The sequence below is a fragment of the Gluconobacter roseus NBRC 3990 genome, assembly GCF_006538885.1.
Taxonomy (GTDB): Bacteria; Pseudomonadota; Alphaproteobacteria; order Acetobacterales; family Acetobacteraceae; genus Gluconobacter; species Gluconobacter roseus.
The window spans coordinates 618,056-642,614 of sequence record NZ_BJLY01000001.1; the positions used below are offsets into that span (position 1 = coordinate 618,056).

Annotated in this window: 18 protein-coding genes; 9 read left to right on the plus strand and 9 right to left on the minus strand. The window is 61.7% G+C overall.

Annotation, left to right across the window (positions count from 1 at the left end):
• Nucleotides 1–117 precede the first annotated feature (117 nt).
• Nucleotides 118–1,926 carry a M3 family oligoendopeptidase gene (locus GRO01_RS02700; RefSeq protein ID WP_083541219.1) on the plus strand — a complete coding sequence of 603 codons (1,809 nt, stop codon included), beginning with the start codon at nucleotides 118–120 and terminating at the stop codon, nucleotides 1,924–1,926.
• Between the two features lie 8 nt (nucleotides 1,927–1,934).
• Entirely contained in the window at nucleotides 1,935–3,296 is a 1,362-nt protein-coding gene (locus tag GRO01_RS02705; RefSeq protein WP_062507566.1) for an ABC1 kinase family protein, read from the plus strand.
• Nucleotides 3,297–3,363: 67 nt separating this feature from the next.
• Here GRO01_RS02705 and GRO01_RS02710 read toward each other — a convergent pair whose 3' ends face one another.
• The 3 genes from GRO01_RS02710 to GRO01_RS02720 form a co-directional block, all read right to left on the minus strand.
• Entirely contained in the window at nucleotides 3,364–5,730 is a 2,367-nt protein-coding gene (locus tag GRO01_RS02710; protein WP_062507564.1) for a glucose/quinate/shikimate family membrane-bound PQQ-dependent dehydrogenase, read from the minus strand.
• 278 nt (nucleotides 5,731–6,008) lie between these two features.
• Nucleotides 6,009–8,228, minus strand: a complete 2,220-nt coding sequence (locus tag GRO01_RS02715; protein WP_231490071.1) for a TonB-dependent receptor family protein — start codon at nucleotides 8,226–8,228, stop codon at nucleotides 6,009–6,011.
• A 692-nt stretch (nucleotides 8,229–8,920) separates the two neighbouring features.
• Nucleotides 8,921–9,334, minus strand: coding sequence for a hypothetical protein (locus GRO01_RS02720; protein WP_062507560.1), 414 nt, complete (start codon nucleotides 9,332–9,334; stop codon nucleotides 8,921–8,923).
• 169 nt (nucleotides 9,335–9,503) lie between these two features.
• Here GRO01_RS02720 and uvrB point away from each other — a divergent pair, with 169 nt between their 5' ends.
• From uvrB to GRO01_RS02760, 7 genes are all read left to right on the plus strand, one after another.
• Nucleotides 9,504–11,714 (plus strand): excinuclease ABC subunit UvrB, encoded by a 2,211-nt coding sequence (gene uvrB / locus GRO01_RS02725; RefSeq protein ID WP_062507591.1) that lies wholly within the window; start codon nucleotides 9,504–9,506, stop codon nucleotides 11,712–11,714.
• 138 nt (nucleotides 11,715–11,852) lie between these two features.
• Nucleotides 11,853–12,770, plus strand: a complete 918-nt coding sequence (locus tag GRO01_RS02730) for an aldose 1-epimerase (protein ID WP_231490069.1) — start codon at nucleotides 11,853–11,855, stop codon at nucleotides 12,768–12,770.
• Nucleotides 12,763–13,269 (plus strand): transcription elongation factor GreB, encoded by a 507-nt coding sequence (greB, locus tag GRO01_RS02735; RefSeq protein ID WP_062507557.1) that lies wholly within the window; start codon nucleotides 12,763–12,765, stop codon nucleotides 13,267–13,269. Before GRO01_RS02730 ends, greB begins: the two co-directional genes overlap by 8 nt.
• Before the next feature lie 157 nt (nucleotides 13,270–13,426).
• Entirely contained in the window at nucleotides 13,427–14,404 is a 978-nt protein-coding gene (gshB, locus tag GRO01_RS02740) for a glutathione synthase (protein WP_062507555.1), read from the plus strand.
• Between the two features lie 622 nt (nucleotides 14,405–15,026).
• On the plus strand, nucleotides 15,027–15,707 hold the full coding sequence (locus GRO01_RS02750) for a class I SAM-dependent methyltransferase (protein WP_062507553.1): 681 nt from the start codon (nucleotides 15,027–15,029) through the stop codon (nucleotides 15,705–15,707).
• Between the two features lie 86 nt (nucleotides 15,708–15,793).
• Nucleotides 15,794–16,960 (plus strand): cbb3-type cytochrome c oxidase subunit I, encoded by a 1,167-nt coding sequence (locus tag GRO01_RS02755; protein ID WP_062507551.1) that lies wholly within the window; start codon nucleotides 15,794–15,796, stop codon nucleotides 16,958–16,960.
• Nucleotides 16,957–17,907, plus strand: a complete 951-nt coding sequence (locus GRO01_RS02760) for a heme o synthase (protein WP_041112112.1) — start codon at nucleotides 16,957–16,959, stop codon at nucleotides 17,905–17,907. The genes GRO01_RS02755 and GRO01_RS02760 overlap by 4 nt, the downstream gene beginning before the upstream one ends.
• Nucleotides 17,908–18,106: 199 nt before the next feature.
• Here the strand turns inward: GRO01_RS02760 and GRO01_RS02765 are convergent, their stop codons facing one another.
• Genes GRO01_RS02765 through GRO01_RS02790 form a run of 6 tightly spaced genes read right to left on the minus strand, consistent with a single transcriptional unit; the run spans nucleotide 18,107 to nucleotide 24,453 of the window.
• The gene (locus GRO01_RS02765; protein WP_062507550.1) at nucleotides 18,107–19,054 is read right to left on the minus strand and encodes a Tim44 domain-containing protein; all 948 of its coding nucleotides are present in this window, start codon (nucleotides 19,052–19,054) and stop codon (nucleotides 18,107–18,109) included.
• On the minus strand, nucleotides 19,054–20,388 hold the full coding sequence (locus tag GRO01_RS02770) for a TldD/PmbA family protein (RefSeq protein ID WP_062507547.1): 1,335 nt from the start codon (nucleotides 20,386–20,388) through the stop codon (nucleotides 19,054–19,056). The genes GRO01_RS02765 and GRO01_RS02770 overlap by 1 nt, the downstream gene beginning before the upstream one ends.
• Nucleotides 20,385–21,650: a M16 family metallopeptidase gene (locus tag GRO01_RS02775; protein ID WP_062507545.1), complete on the minus strand. Its 1,266-nt coding sequence runs from the start codon at nucleotides 21,648–21,650 to the stop codon at nucleotides 20,385–20,387. Before GRO01_RS02775 ends, GRO01_RS02770 begins: the two co-directional genes overlap by 4 nt.
• 59 nt (nucleotides 21,651–21,709) lie before the next feature.
• Nucleotides 21,710–23,110: a threonine synthase gene (gene thrC / locus GRO01_RS02780; protein ID WP_062507543.1), complete on the minus strand. Its 1,401-nt coding sequence runs from the start codon at nucleotides 23,108–23,110 to the stop codon at nucleotides 21,710–21,712.
• 23 nt (nucleotides 23,111–23,133) lie between these two features.
• Nucleotides 23,134–24,117: a hypothetical protein gene (locus tag GRO01_RS02785; protein ID WP_062507541.1), complete on the minus strand. Its 984-nt coding sequence runs from the start codon at nucleotides 24,115–24,117 to the stop codon at nucleotides 23,134–23,136.
• Between the two features lie 48 nt (nucleotides 24,118–24,165).
• Complete coding sequence (locus GRO01_RS02790) at nucleotides 24,166–24,453, minus strand: hypothetical protein (protein WP_231490068.1); 288 nt, start codon at nucleotides 24,451–24,453, stop codon at nucleotides 24,166–24,168.
• Between the last annotated feature and the right edge of the window lie 106 nt (nucleotides 24,454–24,559).

The following is a 24,559-nucleotide window of genomic DNA, read 5'->3' on the forward strand; positions in this document are numbered from 1 at the left end:
TTGCGTAAAGTGGCGGAAAATCCGGGATGCGGGCTCTGTAGTGGTTTTACACTACGGATTTGTCATCAACATCCCGTTTGACGGCGGGGATTGTGGCTCTAAGGTCGGGATATGACCATGCTCTTTTCTGCCGCTGACGGCACGCCGAATTCGTCCTCCGGGGAGCAGATGCCTCCCCGCTGGGATCTCTCTGATCTTTATGCGTCGCCGGAAGATCCGGTGCTGGCTTCGGATTTCGATCGCTGGGCCGGGGCGGCGCGCAGTTTCTGCGAAACGTATAAGGGGCGTCTGGAGACGCTGAGCGGCGCGGAGCTGGCGGCGGCATTTGCGGAGTATGAGGCGATTGAGGAGGGCCTGGGGAAGATCGGGTCTTTCTCCAGTCTCGGCTTTGCGGCGCATACGACCGATCCGGTCTGGGGGCGGTTTGCGCAGGGTGTGCAGGAGCGGATGACGGAGGTGGCCTCCGATCTGATGTTCTTCACGCTGGAGCTGAACCGGATTCCGGATGAGGTGCTGGCTCGGATCTGCGAGGCGCAGGAAATGCGCAAATGGGATCCGTATCTGCGGGACCTGCGGATGTATCGGCCGTATCAGCTTTCCGATGAGGTCGAACAGGTGCTGATGGACAAGTCGGTGACGGGGCGCAATGCCTGGAACCGGCTGTTCGACGAGACGATGGCGACGCTGAGTGTCACGATCGATGGTGAGGAAAAGCCGCTCGGTGAGGCGTTCAATCTGCTGACGAATGCGGATCGTGAGAAGCGCGAGGGTGCGGCGCAGCAGATCAGTGCGGTGCTGGGTGAGAACTCGCGTCTGCTGACGATGATTACCAACACGCTCGCCAAGGACAAGGCGATCGGGGACAAGCTGCGCGGGTATCCGCGCCCGACGAGCTCGCGCAATCTGACGAATATGGTCGAGGACGAGGTCGTCGATGCGCTGGTGGGCGCGGTGGACGAGGCCTATCCGCGGCTGGCGCACCGGTATTATGCGCTCAAGGCGAAGTGGCTCGGGCTGGAAAAGCTGGAGCACTGGGACCGCAATGCACCGCTTCCGGGTGTTGAGGCGCGGAAGATTGACTGGGAGCAGGGCAAGGAGATCGTGCGCACGGCCTATGCCGGGTTTGATCCGGGTCTGGGCGAGATCGTGAACCGGTTCCTGACGCATCCCTGGATTGATGCGGCACCCGTGGCGGGCAAGTCTTCAGGGGCGTTCTCCCATTCCTGCGTGCCATCGGTGCATCCGTATATCCTGATGAACTATCGCGGGCAGCCGCGGGACGTCATGACGCTGGCGCATGAGCTGGGGCATGGCGTGCATCAGACGCTGGCCGGGCAGAAGCAGGGCTATCTGAATGCGGATACGCCGCTGACGCTGGCGGAGACGGCGTCGGTGTTTGGCGAGATGCTGACGTTCCAGTCGCTGCTGGATGCGGAGAGCAATCCGAAGCGCCGTCGTCACATGCTGGCGGCGAAGGTCGAGGACATGCTGAACACGGTTGTCCGGCAGATCGCGTTCTACCAGTTTGAAGTGAAGGTTCATGACGAGCGGGCGAAGGGTGAGCTTTCGCCGGAGCGTCTGGGGGAAATCTGGCGTGAGGTTCAGGTCCGGAGTCTGGGGCCGGCCTTCCATTTCACACCGGATTATGACCTCTACTGGTCGTATATTCCGCATTTCGTGCATTCGCCGTTCTATGTTTATGCGTATGCTTTCGGGGACTGTCTGGTGAATGCGCTTTATGGCGTTTATCAGGAGAAGCCTGAGGGTTTTGCTGCGAAATACCGCACCATGCTCGAAGCAGGCGGGACGCTGCGTCACAAGGAACTGCTCGCTCCCTTCGGACTTGATGCGACAGATCCGGGTTTCTGGCGTAAAGGACTGGATGTGATCTCGGGACTGATTGATCAGCTCGAGCAGGAGGACTGAGGAGCATCATGGCGAGGGATCTCGACAACACCGGCCTCATGGGGGAGCTGCGTCGCATGGCGCGGACCTCCGGCGCGGTCGGCGGCATTGCGGCGCGGATGGCGGGCAGTCGTCTGGGCTTCAAGACGGATAAGGGCGTTCATGCAGAGGGCCTGAAGTCCGCGTTGGGAAATCTCAAGGGGCCGCTGATGAAGGCGGCCCAGCTTCTCTCGACCATTCCCGGCGCACTGCCCGAAGAATATGCCGATGAGCTGGCGCATCTGCAGTCCAACGCGCCGCCGATGGGCTGGAGCTTTGTGCGCCGTCGCATGCAGGCCGAGCTTGGGGCGGGATGGGAAAAGCATTTCCGCTCCTTCAGTCATGAAGCCGTGGCGGCGGCGTCGCTCGGGCAGGTGCACCGGGCGCGGCTGGTCGATGGGCGCGAAGTGGCGTGCAAGCTGCAATATCCGGACATGCAGGCAGCCGTGGATTCGGATTTGCGGCAGTTCCGGGCGGCGCTGGGTATTTACCGGCAGTTCGAGACGGCGATCCGTCAGGACGAGGTCTATACCGAGCTGGCGGACCGGCTGCGTGAAGAGCTGGATTACCGGCGTGAGGCGAGTCATCTGCGTCTGTACCGGGACATGCTTGCGGACACACCCGAAGTGACGGTGCCGGCTCCGGTCGAGGCGCTGTCCACCGGGCGGCTGCTGACGATGGACTGGGTGAGCGGGCGCAGCATGCGGGCCGTTCTGGACCAGAACCTGCCGCAGGAAGATCGCAATGCGATGGCGACGGCGCTGTTCAAGGCCTGGTACACGCCGGTCTATCGCTATGGTGTCATTCACGGTGACCCGCATATGGGCAATTTCACCGTGCGGGACGATTATGGTCTGAATCTGCTGGATTTCGGGGCTGTTCGGGTCTTCTCGCCACGCTTTGTGGAAGGGGTCATCGACCTGTTCACGGCGCTGCGGGAGAACAACGAGGAACTGGCGTTCCATGCGTATAGCAAATGGGGCTTCCAGGGCATTTCACGCGAGACGGCGAATATCCTGAATGAATGGGCGAAGTTCTTCTACCGGCCGCTGATGACGGACCGGGTGTGCTCCATGCAGGAGAGCAATGATCCGGCTGAGGCGCGTCAGGTTCTGGAGAAGGTCTATGACGGGCTGAAGCGCACGGGTGGTGTGAAGCTGCCGCGTGAGTTCGTGCTGATGGACCGTTCGGCGATCGGGCTTGGAAGCGCGTTCCTGCGTCTGGAGGCGCGGCTGAACTGGCACCGGATGTTCGAGGAGCTGATCGAGGGCTTTGACGTGAATGTGCTGGCGCAGCGTCAGAAGGACGCTCTGGCCAAGGCGAAGGTGCCGCCGGCGCTGTCTTCGCTCTAAGGGCTTTCCGGTCATGGAAAAGGGGCGCTTCCTTTGCGGGAAGCGCCCCTTTTTTGTGTCTGCGCTCTTATTCTTCGGAGGGCAGGGCGTAGGCGATGACGTAGTCGCCGCGGTTCTTGTCGACGCCGGAGCGGGTCAGGCCGCCTGCGGTGACGACGATGAACTGTTTGCCGGTCTTGTCGGACATGTAGCTCATCGGAGCGGCCTGTGAGGCGACGGGGAGACGGGCTTTCCAGACGACTTCGCCGGTGTCGGTGTTGAGCGCGCGGACGTAGTTGTCGAGCGTGCCGGAGAAGAACACCAGGCCGGTATGGGTGGCGAGCGGGCCGCTCATGGTCGGCATGCCGAGCGGGATGGCGAGGCCGGGGACCATGCCGTGGATGGGCATGTCCTGGATGGTGCCAAGTGGCATGCTCCATTTGACCTTGCCGCTGCGCAGGTCGATGGCGTTCATCGTACCATAGGGCGGTTTTACGCAGGGGAGACCGGCGGGGGAGAAGAACATCGAGCGGACGACGCCCCAGGGGGTGCCTTTCTGTTCGGAATATTCGCCTTCCGAGCTGGGTTTGAAGCCGCTGCGGCGGGCTTCTTCCTGCTTCATGAACTTGCCCCACTGGGCCATGCGGATGTCGTTGACGAGCAGCGTTCCGGTGCTTTCATCCACGGCGCCGCCGCCCCAGTTGATGCCACCGTAATAGCCCGGATAGATGATGGTGGCCTGCTTCTCGTTGACGGGGGTGAACTCGCCTTCATAGCGGTAGGAGGCGAACTGGATACGGCACAGGAGTTGGTCGAAGATCGTGCCACCCCACATGTCGCTGGGTTTCAGGCGCTCTGTTCCGATGGAGAGGGCGGAATAGGGCTGTTCGGGGGCGAGGTACTGGTGTTCCGGTGCGCCGTCCTGCGGAACTTTCCGCATTTCCACGGGGACGATCGGGGTGCCGTCGCGGCGGTCGAGCACGAAGATCTGGCCGCGCTTGGTCATGGCGATGATTGCCGGGCGGGTGCCGCCATGGGCATCCGGAATGTCATAGAGGATGGGCTGGGCGGTGGCATCGTAGTCCACGAGATCGTGGTTGGCGGTGCGGAAGTGCCAGCGTTCATCGCCGGTTTTGGCGTCCACGGCTACGAAGGCGTCGTTATATTCATCCGAAGCCTTGCTGCGGTCGCCGCCCCAGAAATCGGGGGTCTGGTTGCCGAGCGGGAAGAACACGAGGCTGAGTTTCGGGTCGTAGCTGGCGGTGCCCCACATGTTGGGGGTTTCGGCGGGATAGATTTCGCCGTCAGCCAGCGGTGTGGTGCCGCGATGCGGGTTGGTGGCGTCCCAGGCCCAGACCTGTGCTCCCGTGCGGACGTCATAGCCGCGGACGACGCCGGAAGGCTCGCCGGTACGCTCGTTATCGGCGATGCGGCCGCCGACGACCACGATGTCACCGGCCACGAGGGGGGCCGCTGTCGGGTAGTAGGAGCCGGGGGCTGTCGGGCCGAGGCCGGTCAGGAGATTGACGTTGCCGTTCGTTCCGAAATCCGTGCAGGCCTGGCCGGTACGGGCGTCGATAGTGATGAGGCGGGCGTCGATTGTGGTGATGACGATGCGCGAGGCACAGGGCGCGTTGGCGTCCGTGGCCGTGCTGTCATGCCAGTAGCCGACGCCACGGCAGCGCTGCCAGACTTTCGTCTGGGCGTGGGGATCGAACTTCCACTTTTCCGTGCCGGTATCGGGGTCGAGGGCCGAGACGATGTTGTGCGGCGAGCAGATATAGACCGTGTCGCCGATCTTGATGGGAGTACCCTGGAACTCGGCGCCGTTCAGTGCCATGTCGCCGGTGCGGTAGGTCCAGGCGACGCGGAGCTTGCTGACATTGTCGCGGTTGATCTGCGTGAAGCTGGCGTAGCGCGTGCCGGAAGCCGTGCGGCCATAGGCAGGCCAGTCATGGCCGGTCTGGTCAGGTTCGTTTGCGGCTGTGGTGTCCTGAGGGTGGGTAGTGTCCTGTGGGGCGATGGTCGGGTGGACCTGAAACATGCCGGCGAGGAAAGCCACGATGACGGCTCCGAGAGCGCCGGATGTGGCGCCCGTGACGGGGCGGGTGAAGTAGCGCCGGCCGGGGCCGCTGAGCCAGGGCGTCATGAGGGTCGCGATCAGGGCGACGCACAGAAACACGATCAGGCGGGAGAAGCTGGGCCAGAAGCTGATGCCGACTTCTGCAAGCGACCACAGAACGGTGGCGAGCAGGAGGCCGAGGGCGATCCATGTCGAGAGGATGTTGCGACGGATCATGTAGTAGCTGCTGGCGGCGAGTGCGATACCGGCGAGGGCATAGAACCATGAGCCGCCAAAGGCGATGAGGCGTACACCTTCGATGATCAGGAAGGCGGCCATGAGGGCGCCGAGCAGTCCGATGATCATTGGAAGGATGCGGGGTGCGCTGTTCATTGGAGGGTGTCTCCACTGGTGGGAGACGCCACAAAGCTGCTGAAAGAAAGGCGAGGTGATCGGGTGTCCATCGTACTGGGATCCTTGGATCAGGATTGATCAGTGCGATGAATGGCATGTCTGCGCTTATGTGAAATATAACATTGATATGAGCAGAGATAACGGAACGGTCAACATAATGTCACAAGATGTATGTGATATGTTTTGTTGTTATGTGAGGAGCTGACCGGATGGCCGGATCCGGCGCCTGTGAGAGGCACCGGATCGCGGGGATCGGATCAGAACTGGGCTGCGATCGTTCCGAAGAACTCGCGCGGGGCTGCGACGAACAGGTTGGCGTTGTCGTCACCGGCGACCGAGGCTGCGCCGTAGACGCCGCCGATATAGTTCTGGTTGTAGAGGTTGGAGATTCCGAAGGAGGTCTTGAGGCTCTGGGCAAAGCCGACCTTGCCGAAATCGTAGGCAACGTTGAGGTTTGACGTCCAGTAAGCCGGAATCTGCTCATCGTTGGTGTAGGTCATCTGACGTGCGCTTGTGTACGTCGTGTTGAAGTTGAAGGTTGCGTGGTGCCAGGTGTAGCTCACGTCAGCCTTGTACATGAACTTCGGGTAGTAGACCTGACGCTTGCCCTTGATGCTCACGTAACCGCCGTTATAGGGCAGGTGCGAGTCTTCATAGGTGGCATCGTTCCAGCTGAAGCTGTTGGTGATGGCCAGACCGGGCAGGGGGCGGAGCGTGCCGGCGACGTCTGCGCCGTTCATGGTTTCACGACCCACATTCATGAACGAGCTGTAGGTGTTGCCGGTTGAGCCGCTCGTGATGGCTGCGAGGCGGTTGTAATAGTCGGTGTGGTAGAAATCTGCGCTTCCGGAGAAGTAGTGGGAGTTGAAGCGGTAGCCGACGACGTAGTTCCAGGTCCGCTCGGGGCGCAGGGACTTCTTGTTCTCGTCAAAGACGGTCTGTGCGGGGTTGGAAGCGCTGCCGAGACCTGACCACGGGGAGCCGCTGGAGCTCTGGGCCGAGTAGTCATAGGCACGCATGTTTTCAGCAATGTCGAAATAGACTTCGTGCTGGTTGAGGAAGTGATAGTCGAAGTTGAAATGCGGGAGGAAGGCGTTGGCAGCCGTCAGGTTCCCGGAGGCGGGGTGGCTGTAATAGACGCCCCATTCGGATAGCGAGCTCGTGTTGTCGACGCTGGTGCCGCCATGGGTTGTCTGCAGCAGGGACCGGAAGCCGGCTTCGACCGTCATGCCCGGGATGATCTGGTAGGTGTCCTGCAGGTAGAACTGGAACGTGTTGGTGTTGAAGGAATCAGACCACCAGGTGGTGCCGTTCTTGAAGTCGGCGATGGAGGAATGCGGCGTGTTGACGCCGTCTTCATACATCATCATCGGGTAGTTGAAGCGGTCGTTCTCGTACCAGATGCCGGTTTTGATGTCGTTGTTATGGCCGGCATGGATGTCGAAGTTCTGGACGAAGCCCAGACGGCGGACATCGGGATGGCCGGTTTCCATGGCCATCGGGACCTGTGAGGTCGGCGAGATCAGGAACGGGTTGGTCGCGCTGTAATCGCCGTTGGAGATATGGGCATAGGCGATTGTCTTGGACGTGACGTTCGGGAAGAGCTGGAATTCACCCGTGATGGCCGAGAGATAGTTTCTCTGGGTCTGGGTGCCGTCATAGGCGTAATCGCCGATTTCGTCATTGGAGAGCACGCCTTCGAGCCCGGCGGGGACGCCGCCATTCTGGGCGTAATAGGCGTACTGCTTGGCGAGTTCGTAATTGGGTTTCAGATAGGTCGTGTTGCGTCCCATCTTCTGCCACATGTTCTTGGTCAGGCCGAGATAGTTGTACTGCTCGAAGTTCGAGTAGTCGAAGACGGCCGTGATCTTGCCGCGGTCACCGACGGGCTGGAGCAGTTTGAAATTGGCCTGCTGTTCCTGCTGGTCGCCATAGCCCTTCCACAGATCCTGAGCGGTGCGGGCATAGGCAGCGTAGAATTTCGTGCCGCTGGAGTTCAGCTTGCCGCTGTCCACGCGGCCGTAGGTGCGGAAGCCGTTATAGCTGCCGAAGAGCTGGCTGATCTGGCCGCCTGCCTTGTCGGACGGGTCCGAGGAGGTGAAGGTGATGGCGCCCCCGAGGGTCTGGGCCGATGGGGTATCCAGTGCGCCTGCGCCCTGGGACATGGTCAGGCTGGTGATGTTTTCCTGGATTTCCATCTGGTCGACGCCGAGGCCGTTCCAGTTATGGAAGCCCTGGCCGCCCATCGGGATGCCGTCGAGCGAGACGCCGAGCTGGGTCTGGTTGAAGCCACGGACGTACAGAGTGTTGGCCACCGTATCGAGACCGAAGGCGTCATCGGAGGCGAAGTTGGCGCCCGGTGTCGTGAGCGCGAGAATCTGCATCGGGCTCGTGCCGGCGACGAAGTGATCCATCGTTTCGCGCGACACGACTTCCACCGCGCTGTGGGAGCCTCTGCGGCGCACATGGACGGTCATGGATTCGGAGCCGGATTTGACTTCCGTGTGCTTGCGGGGGGCTGGCGCGCGGTGCGTCGGGCCTGCGGCGCGGGCGTGATTCGCGTGAGTGGAACGATGCGGATGCGTTTTATGGTCGGCGTGGTCGGTGGTTTCGGCATGGGCAGAGCTGATCAGAAGGCCGATCAACGCAACGCCGGATAACAGATATCGTCCCAGATCTGACTGCACGGGCTGGTCCTAATTCTTCACGATGTAAATCCTGTAGGTCACGCTACGTCATAAAAATGCAACGAAACAACATATTTGTTAGTGAATTTGTGCATTTTTGGCGTTCTGTTTCATTATTACATCACCTCATTGCATTGTTTTTTGAATAATAAAGCGGAGGAAATTTTAGATTTACGAAAATATATGATCTGTATTCAAAGGGAATGATTTTCGTTTGGGGATTATTGATCCAGATTTCGTGAAATAATTTTAATTTATTCTACGACATCAGAAGTAACCTTCTTCTGAAATCGTTATATTTTCGTATATGATTTCTTGAAAGCTCTTCGAAGCGAAGGCCCGGCTCACTATGGATTTTTGCGGTGCGAGAGTCAGGGCGCGAAGAGGACTTGGCCCGGCCGGCAGCCGGGTCTGAAGAGGGTGATGCAGGCTTTACCAGGCGGGGGTACCGGAGAGCGTCAGGAATGAAACATCCTGAAAAATCAGAAGATTTCCTTGATGAGGTCGTTGCCGATGCTGAAGCCTGCGCCAGCTTCGACGGAGCGGGCGAAACCGGAATTGAGGATGTTCGAGACGAAGTTGTTGTCCGGCGCGGACTGAACCGGCTGGACGGGGACCTGCTGCGTGGGCTGCTGATAGCTCGGCTGCGTGCCGTAATCCTGCTGGGCGTTGGCGAGGGCGGCGTGGAGCTGTTGCAGGAGGTTCGTGACCTGCTGCTGTTCAGCCTGGAAGGCGAGGGCGAGTTCGCGCAGGTCGAGGGACCATTCGCGGGCCTGCATGTCGCCGGTCTGGGCCGCGGTCTGCATTTTGGAGCCGAGAGCCTGAAGGGCCTGCGCGGTCTGCTGGGCCTGCTGCTGGAGCTGGTTATAGGTCTGCTCGATCGTCTGGACGTCCATGACCGTTCTTCCTTCAAAGATACGCCGGTCTTGATACCCCCGGGGAACGAGTCTCTCCATCCCTTTCAGCAATAAAATGTCATAAAGATACGCAGGTGGAATGCTGTCTTTATGGAAGAGGGCGGGGAGGGCTCTTGCTGTCCGTGATGCGCTTTCCCATCTTGGCATGATGGCCAGAAAAGAATCCTCGTCCGTCCGTAATGCGACCGCAATGCCGATGACCCAGTTCCTGCCGGAGCGACAGCCTGCGAAGGCGAAGACGCGCAAATTCGTTGTCAAATCGGATTACGATCCGGCGGGGGATCAGCCGACGGCGATTTCCGAGCTGGTTCAGGGCGTCGAGGGCGGTGAGCGGGATCAGGTCCTGCTGGGCGTTACGGGCTCTGGCAAGACGTTCAGCATGGCGAAGGTGATCGAGGCGACGCAGAAGCCGACGCTTATTCTTGCGCCGAACAAGACGCTGGCGGCGCAGCTTTACGGGGAGATGAAGCAGTTCTTCCCGGATAATGCGGTCGAGTATTTCGTGTCCTATTACGATTACTACCAGCCGGAGGCTTATGTGCCGCGGTCGGACACGTATATCGAGAAGGACAGCCAGATTAACGAGCAGATCGACCGGATGCGCCACGCCGCCACGCAGGCGCTGCTGGAGCGTAATGACGTTATCATCGTGGCGTCCGTGTCGTGCATTTACGGTATCGGCTCGGTCGAGACGTATTCGAAGATGGTGGTGCGGCTTGAAGTTGGCGGGTCCATTGACCGCGACCGGCTGATCAAGGCGCTGGTGGAGTTGCAGTACCGGCGCAATGATGCGGGCTTTGAGCGCGGGACGTTCCGGGTTCGGGGCGAGCAGATCGATATTTTCCCGGTGCAGAACGAGGACCGGGCCTGGCGGGTGTCGCTGTTTGGCGACGAGATTGACCAGATTGTCGAATTTGATCCGCTGACGGGGAACAAGACGGCGGATCTGGCGGAAATCAGCGTCTATGCGAACTCGCATTACGTGACGCCGCGGCCGACGCTCAATCAGGCGATGATCGGGATCAAGAACGAGCTTCGTGGACGTCTGGCGCAGTTTACCGAAGAGGGGAAGCTGCTGGAGGCGGAGCGTCTGTCGCAACGGACCACGTTCGATCTGGAAATGATCGAGACAACCGGGGCGTGCAAGGGGATCGAGAACTACTCGCGCTATCTGTCCGGGCGTGGGCCGGGCGATCCGCCGCCAACTTTGTTCGAATATCTGCCGGAAGATGCGCTGCTGATCGTGGATGAAAGCCATGTCACGGTGCCGCAGATTGGCGGGATGGAGCGCGGGGACAGGGCGCGCAAAAGCGTGCTGTCTGATTACGGGTTCCGTCTGCCGTCCTGCATCGATAACCGTCCGCTGGCGTTCGGGGAATGGAATGCGTTCCGGCCGCAGTCGATCTTTGTGTCCGCGACGCCGGGTCCCTGGGAAATGGAGCAGACGGGCGGTGTGTTTGCCGAGCAGATCATCCGTCCGACGGGGCTGATTGATCCGGTGACGGATGTGCGGCCGGTCGAGGGGCAGGTCGATGATCTGCTGCATGAATGTCATCAGGCGATTGGCAAGGGTGGGCGTGTGCTCGTCACGACGCTGACCAAGCGGATGGCCGAGGATCTGACGGATTATCTGGGCGAGGCGGGCATCAAGGTCCGTTATCTGCATTCGGATGTGGATACGCTGGAGCGGATCGAGATTATCCGGGATCTGCGTCTTGGGGCGTTTGACGTGCTGGTCGGGATCAACCTGCTGCGTGAGGGGCTGGATATTCCGGAATGTTCGCTGGTGGCGATTCTGGATGCGGACAAGGAAGGCTTCCTGCGCTCGCGGACGTCGCTGATCCAGACGATTGGCCGTGCGGCGCGTAACGTCGAGGGACGTGTGCTGCTCTATGCCGACAAGGAGACGGACAGCCTGAAATACGCGATCGAGGAGACGGCGCGGCGTCGGGCGAAGCAGATGGAGTGGAACGCGGCCAATGGCATTACGCCGATGACGGTCCGCTCCCGCATTGGCGATGCGCTGTCCTCGGTGTTTGAGCAGGATTACGTGACGGTTGCGCCGGATGGGGCCGGGGATACGGAGCAGTTCGTTGGCAAGTCCCTGCCGGCCACGATTCAGGATCTGGAGAAGCGGATGCGCGAGGCTGCTGCCAATCTGGACTTCGAGCAGGCGGCGCGGCTGCGTGACGAGGTCAAGCGGCTGGAGGCGATCGACATGGGGCTGGAGCCGCCGCCGATCGGGTCTTCGACCGCCGGGCGGCCGGGGGCTCGTAAAGCTCCGAAGACGCCTGTGCCGCTGGGGCCGGGCGGGGGTGGGTATGATCCGGCGAAGAAGAAGCGTGGCCGGGGACGCTGATCCGGGGCATAAGCCCGTTTCTTCTGCGGCGTCCGTATTGGGGCGCGCATGTTTTTTTCAGGACCGGTTTGTTCATGACTTCTTCTTCGGACGCCATGCCCGAGACTTTTTCGCAATTCTGTCCGGGAGGTCGCGGTCATGGCTGATGGTGTGCGTGACATGTCCGGGATGATTGAGCTTGTGGCCGGGGAGCAGCGGGTCGTTGTTCTGGCTAAGGTCGGTGGGGCGCTTGGGAGCTGGCAGTTTCGTGGGCAGGACGTGTTTCTGCCCGTGGCCAATCCGGCGCTGGTGGCGCAGCACGGCGAGGCGGTGGCGGCCTATCCGCTGGTTCCGTACTCCAACCGGATTGCGCAGGGGCGTTTTGCGTTTGAGGGCAGGGAGTACCGGCTGGCTCCCAACATGGCGGGCGAGAGCAGCGCCATTCATGGCAATGGCTGGGAGCGGGAATGGACGGTGGCGCACCGGACGGACAGTGATGTCGTGCTGGTGCTGGATCATGTGCCTCAGGCTGATGATGTGCAGTGGCCGTTCGTCTATCGTGCCGAGCTGTCTTACGGGTTGAGGCCGGACGGGCTGGAGGTGCGGCTTGTGGTGGAGAACCGCGATGCGGGCAGGCAGCCGGTGGGGCTGGGGTTCCATCCGTTCCTCGCTGCAAAGGGGGCCGCGACGCTGGCTTTTGATGCGGCGGATGCCTGGCTGACGACGCCGGACTCTCTGCCATTCAGGCGGGTGCCCTGTGAGGGCGAATGGGCGTTTGGGCAGCCTGTGGATGCGCATGCGAGGGCGATCGACAACTGTTTCTCCGGGTTTGGCGGCCGGGCCGTGCTGATGAACGGGGAGACGGGGCTGTCGGTGACTGTCGAGGCGGATCGGCTGTTCGGGCATGTGGTTGTGTTCACGGCGCCTGACAGTCCGTTCGTGGCGGTTGAGCCGGTGACGAACATGACCGATGCGATCAATCATCCCGAAATCGCGGACCGGGGGCTGCATGTGCTGGAGCCGGGTGCGCAGGTTGGTGGGTCCATGCGGTTCCGGGTGGGGGCGGTCGATGGCTGAGAAGACGCCACTTTCACATTATCTGTCGCCGAAGGGGGCCGCGGTCATGCGGGCCGAGCTTCGGGAGCTGGCGCAGAAGGAGCGGCCCCGGATTGTGGAGATCGTGTCCTGGGCGGCGAGTAATGGCGACCGTTCGGAGAATGCGGATTACCAGTACGGCAAGCGCCGGTTGCGGGAAATTGACCGGCGGATGCGGTTTCTGGGCAAGCGGCTTGAGAATGCGGTGATCGTGGATCCTGCGGCCCAGACGACGCGGGACCGCGTGTTTTTTGGTGCGACCGTGACATACGTGGACGAGGATGACGTCGAGCATACCGTGACGATCCTTGGTGTGGACGAGTCCGATCTGGCGCGGGGGGAGGTCAGTCTGGTCTCGCCTGTGGCACGGGCGCTGATGCGGACATGCGTCGGGGATGTGGCGATGTTGCAGACGCCGCGTGGACCGGTGGAGATCGAGATCCTGAAGATTGTTTATCCCGTGGCGGTGGCGGCGGACTGAGCGCTTCTGGAAGCAGAGTGCAGGCGTGCTGCTGGAGGCCCATGTCAGGTGCTGGCGGACATGACAGGGAACTTCGCCCGGCGTGGATTTTGAAAAACCGGGTCATGCGGTTACAGAGGACTGGACCACTCCTCTTTCTCCCTGCCGGAGTTTTCCGATGTCCCGTTCTCTTCGCGTTGCTGTCCAGATGGATCCTCTGGAGTACGTCAATATTGATGGTGACTCCACGTTTGCGATGATGCTTGAGGCGCAGGTGCGCGGCTATGAGCTGTGGGTCTATCCGGTGACGACGCTGAGCCTTGTCGAGGGGCAGGGCAAGGGTGGGCGTGTGCAGGCCCGGGCGCGGCGTGTCGAGGTTCGGCGCGAGCGGGGCAATCATGCGACGTTCGGTGAGGAGCAGGTGCTGGATCTGGGGCAGACGGATGTGATCCTGATGCGTCAGGACCCGCCGTTCGACATGGGTTATATCACGGCCACGCATATGCTTGAGCATGTGCATGGTGTGGGCGAGGGACGGTCGCTGGTGGTGAATGATCCGGTGGCCGTGCGCAATGCGCCGGAAAAGCTGCTGGTGACACATTTTCCGCATCTGATGCCGCCGACGCTCGTGACCTGGGATACGCGTGAGATCCTGGCGTTCCGCGAGAAGTATCAGGACATCATCGTCAAGCCGCTTTATGGCAATGGCGGATCGGGGATTTTCCGGATCAAGCCGGATGATGAAAATCTGGGCGCGTTACTTGAGATGCATTTCGCACGTTCGCGTGAGCCGCTCATGATCCAGCGTTACGAGCCGGCTGTGCGTCAGGGCGACAAGCGCATCATTCTGGTGGATGGCGAGGCAATTGGCGCGATCAACCGCGTTCCGGCGACGGGTGAAGCGCGGTCGAACATGCATGTCGGCGGTCGGGCCATGAGTGTGGAACTGACGCCGCGGGATAAGGAAATCTGTGAGTCGATCGGGCCGTATCTGCGCGATCACGGGCTGATTTTTACGGGGATCGATGTGATCGGGGACTGGCTGACGGAAATCAATGTGACGTCGCCGACCGGGTTGCAGGAACTGGACCGGTTTGACGGAATCAATAGCGCCGGGCTGATCTGGGATGCGATCGAGAGGCGGGTGCTGGTTTGAGGCGTTCGCAGAAGCCAGTCCATGTGTTCTGCTGAAATGTCGGATATATTCTGATCATCTGGATCAGGCCGTCAATGAAGACGTATGGACTGTTTGGTCTTGGTCTGATGGTTATGAATGCCCTTGCTACATTCAAATGTGGCGAGGGCTTTTTTTTGGTGGATCGCTATATGATTTGCCGAAGAGAAATTCCGGCAGATATGAGGTCAGGGCTCATTTTTCTGCGGCTTCGGAAGTTTGCAATATCAGTATGATCAAATGATCTGAAAATCAGTCATCCTTTGGGCGAACGGAATAATCCAAGGGTTTTATGGGATCAGTTGACGCATCAGCAGAAGAGGGTGGGGTGTCTTTTCCGAAACGGTTTTCGAGCCATGCTTTAATATGTTCCCGAAAATAAAGACTGTAGAGCGCTACCCAGACCACAAATGTGATCAGAGCTAGGAAATAGATCAGCACGGTTGTCCTCCCTGGCCTGTTTCGTGACATGGCCTTGAAACGTCATGCGCATGGTGTCTCTTGCCAGATGCATATCCGGGAGGGCAAGAAGGTGCCAATTGAACAAGTTCCGGACAGCTCGGACCTGTGAGGGTCGAGCGGACAGAGAAGGTCGTATATCACCATGTCCTCAACCCTTTCCCCGCGTTCGGCACTGGACGCGGAAGCCGTCAAAACGGCTTATCGTCGCTGGGCCCGCGTTTATGATACTGTTTTTGGCGGTATTTCAGGGTACGGACGCAAGAGAGCAGTGGCTGCGGTCAACGCCCTGCCGGGAGAGAGGGTCCTGGAAGTTGGTGTCGGAACGGGCCTTGCCCTGCCGTCCTACAACCATGACAAGCGCATTACGGGAATCGATCTGTCCGAGGACATGCTGGAGCGTGCACGGATGCGGGTGCTTCAGGAGCATCTGACGAATGTGGACGATCTGCTGGAAATGGATGCGGAAGCCACGACGTTTGAAGATGACAGCTTCGATATTGCCGTTGCGATGTTCGTTGCGTCCGTCGTGCCGCATCCGGACCGGCTGCTGGCCGAGCTCAAGCGGGTTGTGAAGCCGGGCGGGCATATCCTGTTCGTCAACCACTTCCTGGCAACGGGCGGACTGCGCCTGTCCGTCGAGCGGGGTATGGCCCGCGCATCGCGTTCGCTGGGCTGGCATCCGGATTTTGCCATTGAGTCGCTTCTGCCGCCGGAAGACCTGCGTCGCGCCACACTGACGCCGGTTCCCCCTGCGGGACTGTTTACACTCGTGACATTGCCGCAATGCGAGAGTAAAAGCGACGCAGCAGCCCTGGTCGCCTGATCGGCGTTTGGTTCCGGACACGTGTCGGCGCCGAGTATTCCGACGCTCGCTGCGGTATTCCTAGTTCAGGGACCGACTACGCGATCATGACTTATCAGGCCGTCGATACTGCCCCAGCCCGTTCCAGCCGCCGAGTCGGAACGTCTTTTATTCTGCTGGCACTGTTTGCCGGCTTGCTGGGCGGGTCGCTGGCTCTGCCATTTCTTCAGACACATCCTACAAGCGGGCAGGCGTTCTGCCACGGTATTCTCATGACGTTCTTCGTCATGTGCCCTGCTGCGCTTGGTGGCTTTGGCCAGTGGCTTCTGCCGTCTGCGCTGGGGACTGACCGGACCGTGCTTCGGGGCCTGACGATGGCCGGGTTCGGATTCCTGTCGGCTGGTGTGGTGCTGCTTCCGGTTCTGCCGTTTGTGGCGCTGCTGCTATGGTCGGTCGGGATTCTGGCTGTTGCGATCGATGTGATTACGACCTGCCTTGAGGGTCGCGTCCGCCGTTTCCGCGATATGTCGCCGCTGGCCTGGTCGCTTCTGGCGACGGCGAGCAGTGTTGTTCTCGTGGCGCCGGTTCTGGCGGCTGTTGTGACGCGCGGCATGCTGGATGGGATCACGACGGACGCGTTGATCGAAACGTTGCATCTTCCGGAAATGGCGCTGATGCTGACCCCGGCTCTGGGGCTGGTGGCGTCTGCGCTGCTGTCACGTTCTGCCAGCGCCGGTGCATCTTTGACGGTGGCGCCTTATGTGTTCGGCGTGATGGGCATTGGCGGGCCGCTTCTGTGGATGGACGGGCTTTATGGGGCGCTGCCATCGGGCATGACGTCGAGCCTTGTTCTCGTGACGCAGATCGTCCCGTCGGTTGTGCTGATCGGGGCGCTGTGCCGGGATGTCTGGCAGCAGAAGCGGGATCTGGATGGTGCTGCGCTCTGGGCGATCGGCAGCATTCTGCTGTTTACGGCCGGGTGGCTGTCTGACTGGCTTCCGGGGCATTCGGGCGATCATACGGCGGTGGCGTTTGGTGGCATCATGGCGCTGTGCGGCGGGTTCTATGCCTGGGTTGAGATGCTTCTCCCCGGCCGGATCCCCGCGATGATGAGCCGGGGACATGCCTGCCTGATGCTGGCAGGGGCGTTCTGCTCCGTGGTGCCGGGCGTCATGATCTATGGTGAAATTCTTATGGGGATCAGCCTGCTGGCCTTTGGTCTGCTGGGGCTGTTCCTGTTGAGGGAGACCGGGCGTGCCCGGGTCTCGGCATGAGCGATACGGCGACACCTTTAGCCCCTTCGGGGGTTTTTTCCGTTCCGGGGAAGGATGGTGATCCGTCCCTGCGTGAATGGCTGGCACTTCTCAAGCCGCGTGTGATTTCGCTGGTGGTGTTTACGGGTGCTGCGGGCATGGCTGTGGCGCCGCGCTGGCCGTCCATTCCCATCGGGCTGATTACCATCCTTTGCATCTGCATCGGGGCCGGGGCCGCTGGTGCGATCAACATGTGGTATGACCGCGACATTGACGCGATCATGAAGCGGACGGTGGTGCGGCCCATTCCCGACGGGCGTATGCCGGAGCAGGCGGCACTGGTTTATGGCGTTGTGCTCTCGGTTCTGTCGGTGGTTGTGCTGTGGCTGGCGACGAATGCGCTGGCGGCTGGCATTCTGGCGTTCTCGATCTTTTTCTACAGCGTGATCTACACGATGTGGCTCAAGCGGAGCACGCCGCAGAACATTGTGATCGGTGGGGCTGCGGGGGCGTTTCCGCCGATGATCGGCTGGGCTGCGACCATGAACTCCATGGCTGTGCTGCCGGTCGCGATGTTTGCGATCGTGTTCCTGTGGACGCCACCGCATTTCTGGTCGCTGTCGCTTTATGCGTGCAAAGATTACGGCAAGGCGGGCATTCCGATGCTGCCGGTCGTGAAGGGTGCGCGGCATACGCGGTGGCAGATCCTGATCTACACGTTCATTCTTACAGCTGTGTCGCTGGTGCCCAGCTTCGTGCATGAAGTCGGGCTGACCTATACGGTTGTGACCAGTCTGCTGGACCTTGGGTTCATTCTTTGCGCGTTCCGGGTGCTGATGGACAAACAGGATGCGGAAGGGGTGAGCCTGACGAAGGACAAGCCGGCGCGGTTCGCGTTCCGGTATTCGCTGGCCTATCTGTTCCTGTTGTTCTGCGGACTGCTGGTTGACCGGGTTCTGATCGGATGAACATGACGACGGATATTGATCTCGCCCGCAAGCGGCGTCTGAGCAGGATTACGGGGATTGTTGGCGGTGTGGTGCTGCTGGCCGTCATCTTTTACGTGATTACGCTGACGCGGCTGTAACGGCCGGGGTTTAGCGTCTCATTCAGGCAATAAAAAAGGCCCGGGGGGTTTCCCGGGCCTTTTTCTGTTTCTGGGGCTTTTCAGCCGGCCTGCTGGATGGCGGAGAGGATCCAGTTGCCGCGACCGTCGGCGCGGACGAAGGTCCAGAGTTCGGTCACGGTGACGGGCTCGGTAGAGCTGCCGTCGATGACGTTGCCCATGGAGTCCGTGGTGACGTCCGTCATGGAGTAACGCATGGCAACTGTGGCGTAGGTCAGGTTGCCTTCGCGCCAGGCTTCGGAGAGGTCGCCGCGCTGGAACTGGACGTTGGAGACGATGTTCCGGGCGCCACGGCTCGCCAGATCGGAAAGCTGGGCGTTGAAATAGCCTGTCATTTCCGGCGTGGCCATGCTGGCGAGGGCGCGCATGTTCTGTGCGCTCCACGCGGCCTGGATGTCGAGCAGGAGCCGCTGGAAGCTCATGTAGTCGTCATTGGTCAGCGTCACGGGCGCGCTGCCGCCTGCATTGCCGAAGGGGGGGGCGCCTGTAGAAGAGGGCATGCCCATCGGGCTGCGCTGGCCACGGTTCCCGAACATGCGCAGGACGAAGGCGATCAGGCCGCCGATAATCAGGACCTGCAGCAGGAAGCCGAAGAAGGACGTGCCGCCGGTCATCCCGCCCATGAAACCGTGACCGCTCAGCAGACCGAACAGGCCTGCGCCCAGAAAGCCGCCTGCAAAGCCGCTCATGAATGGATGGCGGACCGGGTAGGACGGTCTGTAGGCCGGGGCGCCGAAGCCGGGCATCGGACGTGGGCTGGCATAGCCCGGCGAGCCGTAACCGGGCGGCGTGCGCGGTGTGGCGGACTGGTCCATCGGGCGGGCCCAGCCGGGCGTGATGGAGGTGCGTGGCGGGGCGCTCCAAGTGTGGGAGCCGCGGCTTCCGATGGAGCTGCCGCCGCCCGGGCGCGCATCCGCTGTTCCCAGCGCGCCGAAGCTGACAGCGCAGAGGAGGGCGAGGGCGGTCGTAGAAAGTCGGAATTTACGCATCAAAGTCCTGCAATGTTCATGCCGTCGATCCGGATACTCGGCGCATTAACGCTCTGCCGGAACATTAGATCACTGCCCGGAATCATGCGGGCAAACATGTCCTTGAGATTGCCAGCCACCGTGAGTTCGGCGACGGGTTCGGCAATCTCGCCATTGCGGATCATGAAGCCCGAAGCGCCACGGCTGTAATCGCCGGTCAGCATGTTGACCGAAGAGCCCATGAGTTCGGTGATCAGGATCCCTTCACTGATATCGGAACGCAGGGCTTCGGCGGAAAGGGGGCCGGGGGCGAGATGAAGGTTTGTCACACTTGGCGAGGGCGGGGAGGCGATGCCACGGCTGGCGCGGCCGTTCGTGGGCATGTTGAGCTGGCGTCCGCTGCGGGAGTCGAGGAGCCAGGTCTGGAGCACGCCATCCGCGATGAGGTCCAGCGGCAGGGCGGCACAGCCTTCGGCGTCGAAGGGACGTGAGGCTGCACCCCGGATGCGGCGCGGATCGTCATGGACGGTCAGGCCGGCGGAGAGGATCTGCTTGCCGAGGCTGTCCTTGAGGAAGGATGTCCCGCGGGCGATGGCGGCTCCATTGCTGGCGCCGACCAGATGGCCGAGCAGGGTGCTGGAGACGCGCGGGTCGTAGATGACGCTGTAGGTGCCGGTGCGGGGGCGGCCAGGATTGATGCGGGCGAGGACGCGCTCGGCGGCTTCGCGGCCGATAACGGTCGGGCTTTCGAGGTCTTCGAGATGCACGGCGCTGCGATAGGCGTAGTCGCGCTGCATCGTGGCGCCTTCGCCGGCGAGGACGCTGGCGCTGGTGGAATGTGCGGTGCGGCTGTAGGCGCCGAAGAAACCGGCCGAGGTGCCGAGCATGACCGAGGTGCGCCCGTGACCGGCGGAGGCGCCGTTGGTGTTGGTGATGCCTTCAAAGGACAGGGCGGTATCCTCGGCCTCGCGGGCGCGGGCGAGGAGGTCGTCCATGCTCGGGGCGGAGCTGCATTCGAGGTCCAGTCCGGCGGCGTCGAAACGGCCCTTAAGGGCGGCTTCGGCTAGGCCGGCATACTGGTCTTCGGGAACCACGAGGGCCATGGCGCAGGCCTGTTCGGCCAGACGGTCGAACTCGGCCTCGTTCAGAACGCTTGTCGAAACCGTGGCGGCTCGCTTGCCGCGGAAGACGCGCAGGCCGAGGGCGACGCTCTCGGAGCGCTCGATGCCTTCAGGGACGCCCTTGCGGACGAGCGCGGACTCGGACTCGTCGCGCACAAGGATGGCGTCCGCATGGTCCGCGCCGTGGCGGCGGGCGGCGGCGAGGAGGGCTTCGACGGGCGTTGTGCTGGTCATGCGGCGAGCCTTGCTGTGATGTCCTCGAGCGAGGGCATGTTGCCGACGGGGCCGATGGCGGTGAAAGTCGGCGTGCCGGAGAAAATGGTGCGGGCGACGCGCAGGATGTCGGCTTCCGTCACGGCGTCGATCTTGCCGACCGTCTCGGTCGTGGGGACGGGGCGGTTATGGACCTGGATCTGGCGGGCGAGCTGTTCGCAGCGGCTGCCGGTGCTTTCCAGGGACATGAGGAGCGAGGATTTGAGCTGGGCGCGGGCGCGGGACAGCTCTTCCGCGCTCAGGCCGTCCTGCAGGCGCTTGAGTTCGTCGATCATGACGGGGACGAGCTCGGCAGTTTGTTCCTCGCCCGTGCCGGCATAGAGGCCGAACAGGCCGCTGTCGCTGAAGGGGGAGGCGAAGGAATAGACGCTGTAGACCAGACCCCGGCGCTCGCGGATTTCCTGGAACAGGCGCGAGGACATGCCGCCGCCGAGCAGCGTCGAGAGGATCATGACCGCGTAGTGGTCGGGGTGCATGTAGCTGACCGACGGGAAGCCCATGACAAGGTGGGCCTGATCCAGTTCTCGGGTCGTACGCAGTTCGCCACCTTCATACGCGGCTGCGCGGGGGCGGGGCGTCTGATGGGTGGGGAGGTCGCGGAAGTGGTCTTTCACCAGATCAACGACCTGCTGGTGATGCAGGTTTCCGGCGGCGGCGATCGTGATGTTGTGGGTCGTGTAGTGCTCGCGCATGTAGGACATGAGCGTGTCGCGTGTCATGGTCGAGACGCGTTCTTCCGAGCCTAGTGTGGGGCGGCCCATGGGCTGTTCGGGGAAGGCGCGTTCCTGGAACTGGTCGAAGATGATGTCGTCCGGGGTGTCGTTGGCCTGACCGATTTCCTGAAGGATCACGCCGCGTTCGCGCTCGATTTCGGCATCGAGGAACGTGCTGTGGGTCAGGATGTCACCGATGATGTCCACGCCAAGGGCGAGGTCGTTCTTCAGCAGTTTGACGTAGTAGGCTGTGGTTTCGCGTGCGGTGTAGGCGTTGATGTAGCCGCCGACATTCTCGATCTCCTCGGCGATGCGAGAGGCGGAGCGGCGCTCGGTGCCCTTGAAGGCCATGTGTTCGAGGAAGTGGGAGACGCCGTTATTGTCGGCGGTCTCGTCGCGCGTGCCGATGGAGACATAGGCTCCGAAGGAGACGGTTTCGACGCGGTCCATCCGTTCGGTGATGATGGTCAGGCCGTTATCGAGTCTGGTGACTTCAATCGTATCGGGCATGAGGTTCCGTATTGTCGAAGGAAGGCAGGCTCCCCGGTTGGGGAGCCTGTGTTGGACGATCAGCCGCGCCGGATATGGGCGCGGACGGCGTCCTGAAGGCCGGCAATCTGGCTGTCCATGCATTCGTAGCGCTCGGTGCGCTCGAACAGGTCGGACAGGTGCGGCGGGAGTTTGGGGTGGATGCCGGTGGCGGCGATGACGGCATCAGGGAATTTGGCCGGGTGGGCCGTGGCGGCCGCGACCATGGGGATGCCGGGTTCCTGGAAACGCTTGCCGACGGCGAGGCCGATCGCGCTGTGCGGGTCCGCGAGATAGAGGCTCTCATTGTAGAACAGGCGCATAGCTTCGCTGGTCTGTTCGTCGGTGAGGGTCATGCCCTCGAACACCTCTTTCATGCGGGTCCAGGCGTCATGCGGGACGGCCATGCGACCGGTCTCGCGGAACTCGCGCATGATGGCGGCGCAGCGGGTGGAGTTGCGGTCCAGCAGTTCGAACAGCAGGCGCTCGAAGTTGGACGAGACCTGAATGTCCATCGAGGGCGACAGGCTGGGTTCGACCGTCCGCACGCTCATGTCGTTGTCGATGACGAAACGGGTGAGGATGTCGTTGCGGTTGGAGCCGATGCAGAGCTTCTTGATGGGCAGGCCCATCTGCTTGGCGGCCCAGGCGGCGAGGACGTTGCCGAAATTGCCGGTCGGGACCGAGAAGGAGACCTCGCGGTCCGGTGCGCCGAGGGCGAGGGCTGAGCGGACGTAATACGGGATCTGGGCGGCGATGCGGGCCCAGTTGATCGAATTGACGGCCGAGAGCGAGACTTCGTCACGGAAGGTATGGTCGGCGAACATCGCCTTGACCAGATCCTGACAGGTGTCGAAATCGCCTTCGACGGCGATGTTGAGGATGTTGTCGTCCTGAACGGTCGTCATCTGGCGGCGCTGGACGTCAGACGTACGGCCCTTGGGGTGCAGGATGACGACGGAGAGGCGTTCGCGGCCGCGGCATGCTTCGATGGCGGCCGAACCGGTGTCACCGGAGGTGGCGCCGACGATCGTGACGTGGCGGTTGCGCTGGGTCAGGACGTGGTCGAACAGGCGGCCGAGCATCTGCATCGCCATGTCCTTGAAGGCGAGCGTCGGGCCATGGAACAGTTCGAGGGAGTATAGGTCCTGCTCGACCTCGACCAGCGGGACGACGGCGGCGTGATCGAAATCCGCATAGGCGTCACGCGTCATGTCACGCAGGGTGTCGACGTCGATCGCGCCTTCGGTGAAGAGGGCAATGACTTCGGCGGCGAGGTCCGGATAGGAGAGCGTGCGCCACTCGCGCAGGATCTGGGGGCTGATCTTCGGCCAGCTCTCCGGCATGTAGAGACCGCCATCTCCCGCAAGGCCTGCGAGAAGGATGTCAGAGAAGTTCGGGGCGTCGGCGGTCAGCTCGCCGCGGGTCGATCGGTAGCGCATAGGAAAATTTATATCACGTCCTGTCAGGGCAAGGCGATGCGGAGAATGTGGGTTGTACCATCTTCCGTGACCAGAACGGCCATCTTATGGCCTTCTGGGATAGCAGGGGCGCCTGCGTGAAAGAGGCGCGGGTCTTTGAGGATCCGCAGCGGGATGCGGTCGCTGCCGAATTTCAGGATGCTGCCGACGGTGATGTCAGACAGGTAGAATGTGTCATCCGGGGTCAGGGCTGCGCCGCCAAGGCTCGGGGTCGTGCGCCATTCCGTGATGCCGTCGAGCTGTTCGACCGGGGTGAAGTCCGTGTCGGTCAGCAGGGCAGTATCAATGCGGAACATGGGGCCGCAGGCGGGCTGGTAGAAGAGCCACTGGCCTTTGACGCCCAGCATCAGGAAGCGGACATTGCCGCCGGCCATCGGACGTCCGTCCGGGCCCATTTGGGGCTGTCCGGCGCGCAGGAGCGGGTGACGGCCGGTCAGGGACGGGTCGAAGGGCAGAAAGCGGGTGGCCTTGCCGGTCTGAAGGTTCGCAACGACGAGGGCGGGTTTGCCTTCGTCAGCCAGATAGGCGTGGGTATCGTGGACCTGCAGGGCGACCAGATTGCTGCCGGTAATGGAGGCACCGGTGAGTGGTGTGCGGGATTGGACTGAACCGTCCTGTGACATCCGGATCAGAATAGGCTGATCGCCAGCCGTGAGACCCCATAATGTGTCTCCCGAGAGTGTCAGGGCGACAAGGCGCTCGGTCGGCAGGTTGGGACCGGGGAGGGGGGATGTTGTATTGGCGGAGGTGATGCGGACGGGATGGCCTTCAGTATCGAGGGCCAGATAGGCTCCGTTCGTACCAGTCAGCAGTGTTGAGGGCTGAAGGCCCGGGAGTGCTGCATCGGCTGTGATGGAGGCGGGAGCAGGAGCGTCCTGCCAGGGATGATCCGCTCTGGCGGGGGTGGCTGTGAAGGCCAGTGCCGCCAGTCCTGTGGCAGCGGCGACGTGCAGAAGACGGGTTTTCATGCCTCTGACATTGCCCTGCCAGCTATGTTTGGCAAGTCAGAAGTGAGGTCAGGAGTCCACTTCGGTTTTGTATGGAACACTCATTGGGAGTTCCTGGCCGTCAGCAATCGGGCTTTTGATGGGGCCTGGAATGTGATCGACGGCAAGAGGTGCGGGTCGTGGATTTGAGAGCCAGGGCGAGAGTTCGTGCTCTACCGGGAAAAGGACGGCGGCATGCATCAGAAGGGCGGCTTCGACGGTCAGACATTCGATTGACCAGCGATTATCGGGCATGCGGGAAATATAGTGACCGGAAGCAGTCCGCCGGACTTCGATGGGGAATGTGCGGGTTGTCATTCCCTGTCGAACCGTCGCGTACACCAGACCCGGGACCGGGCCGGTTCTCTGTTCAAGATGCATCGTCTCAAAACCTCTGACACCGTCTTAGATTTGTCATTCTGAC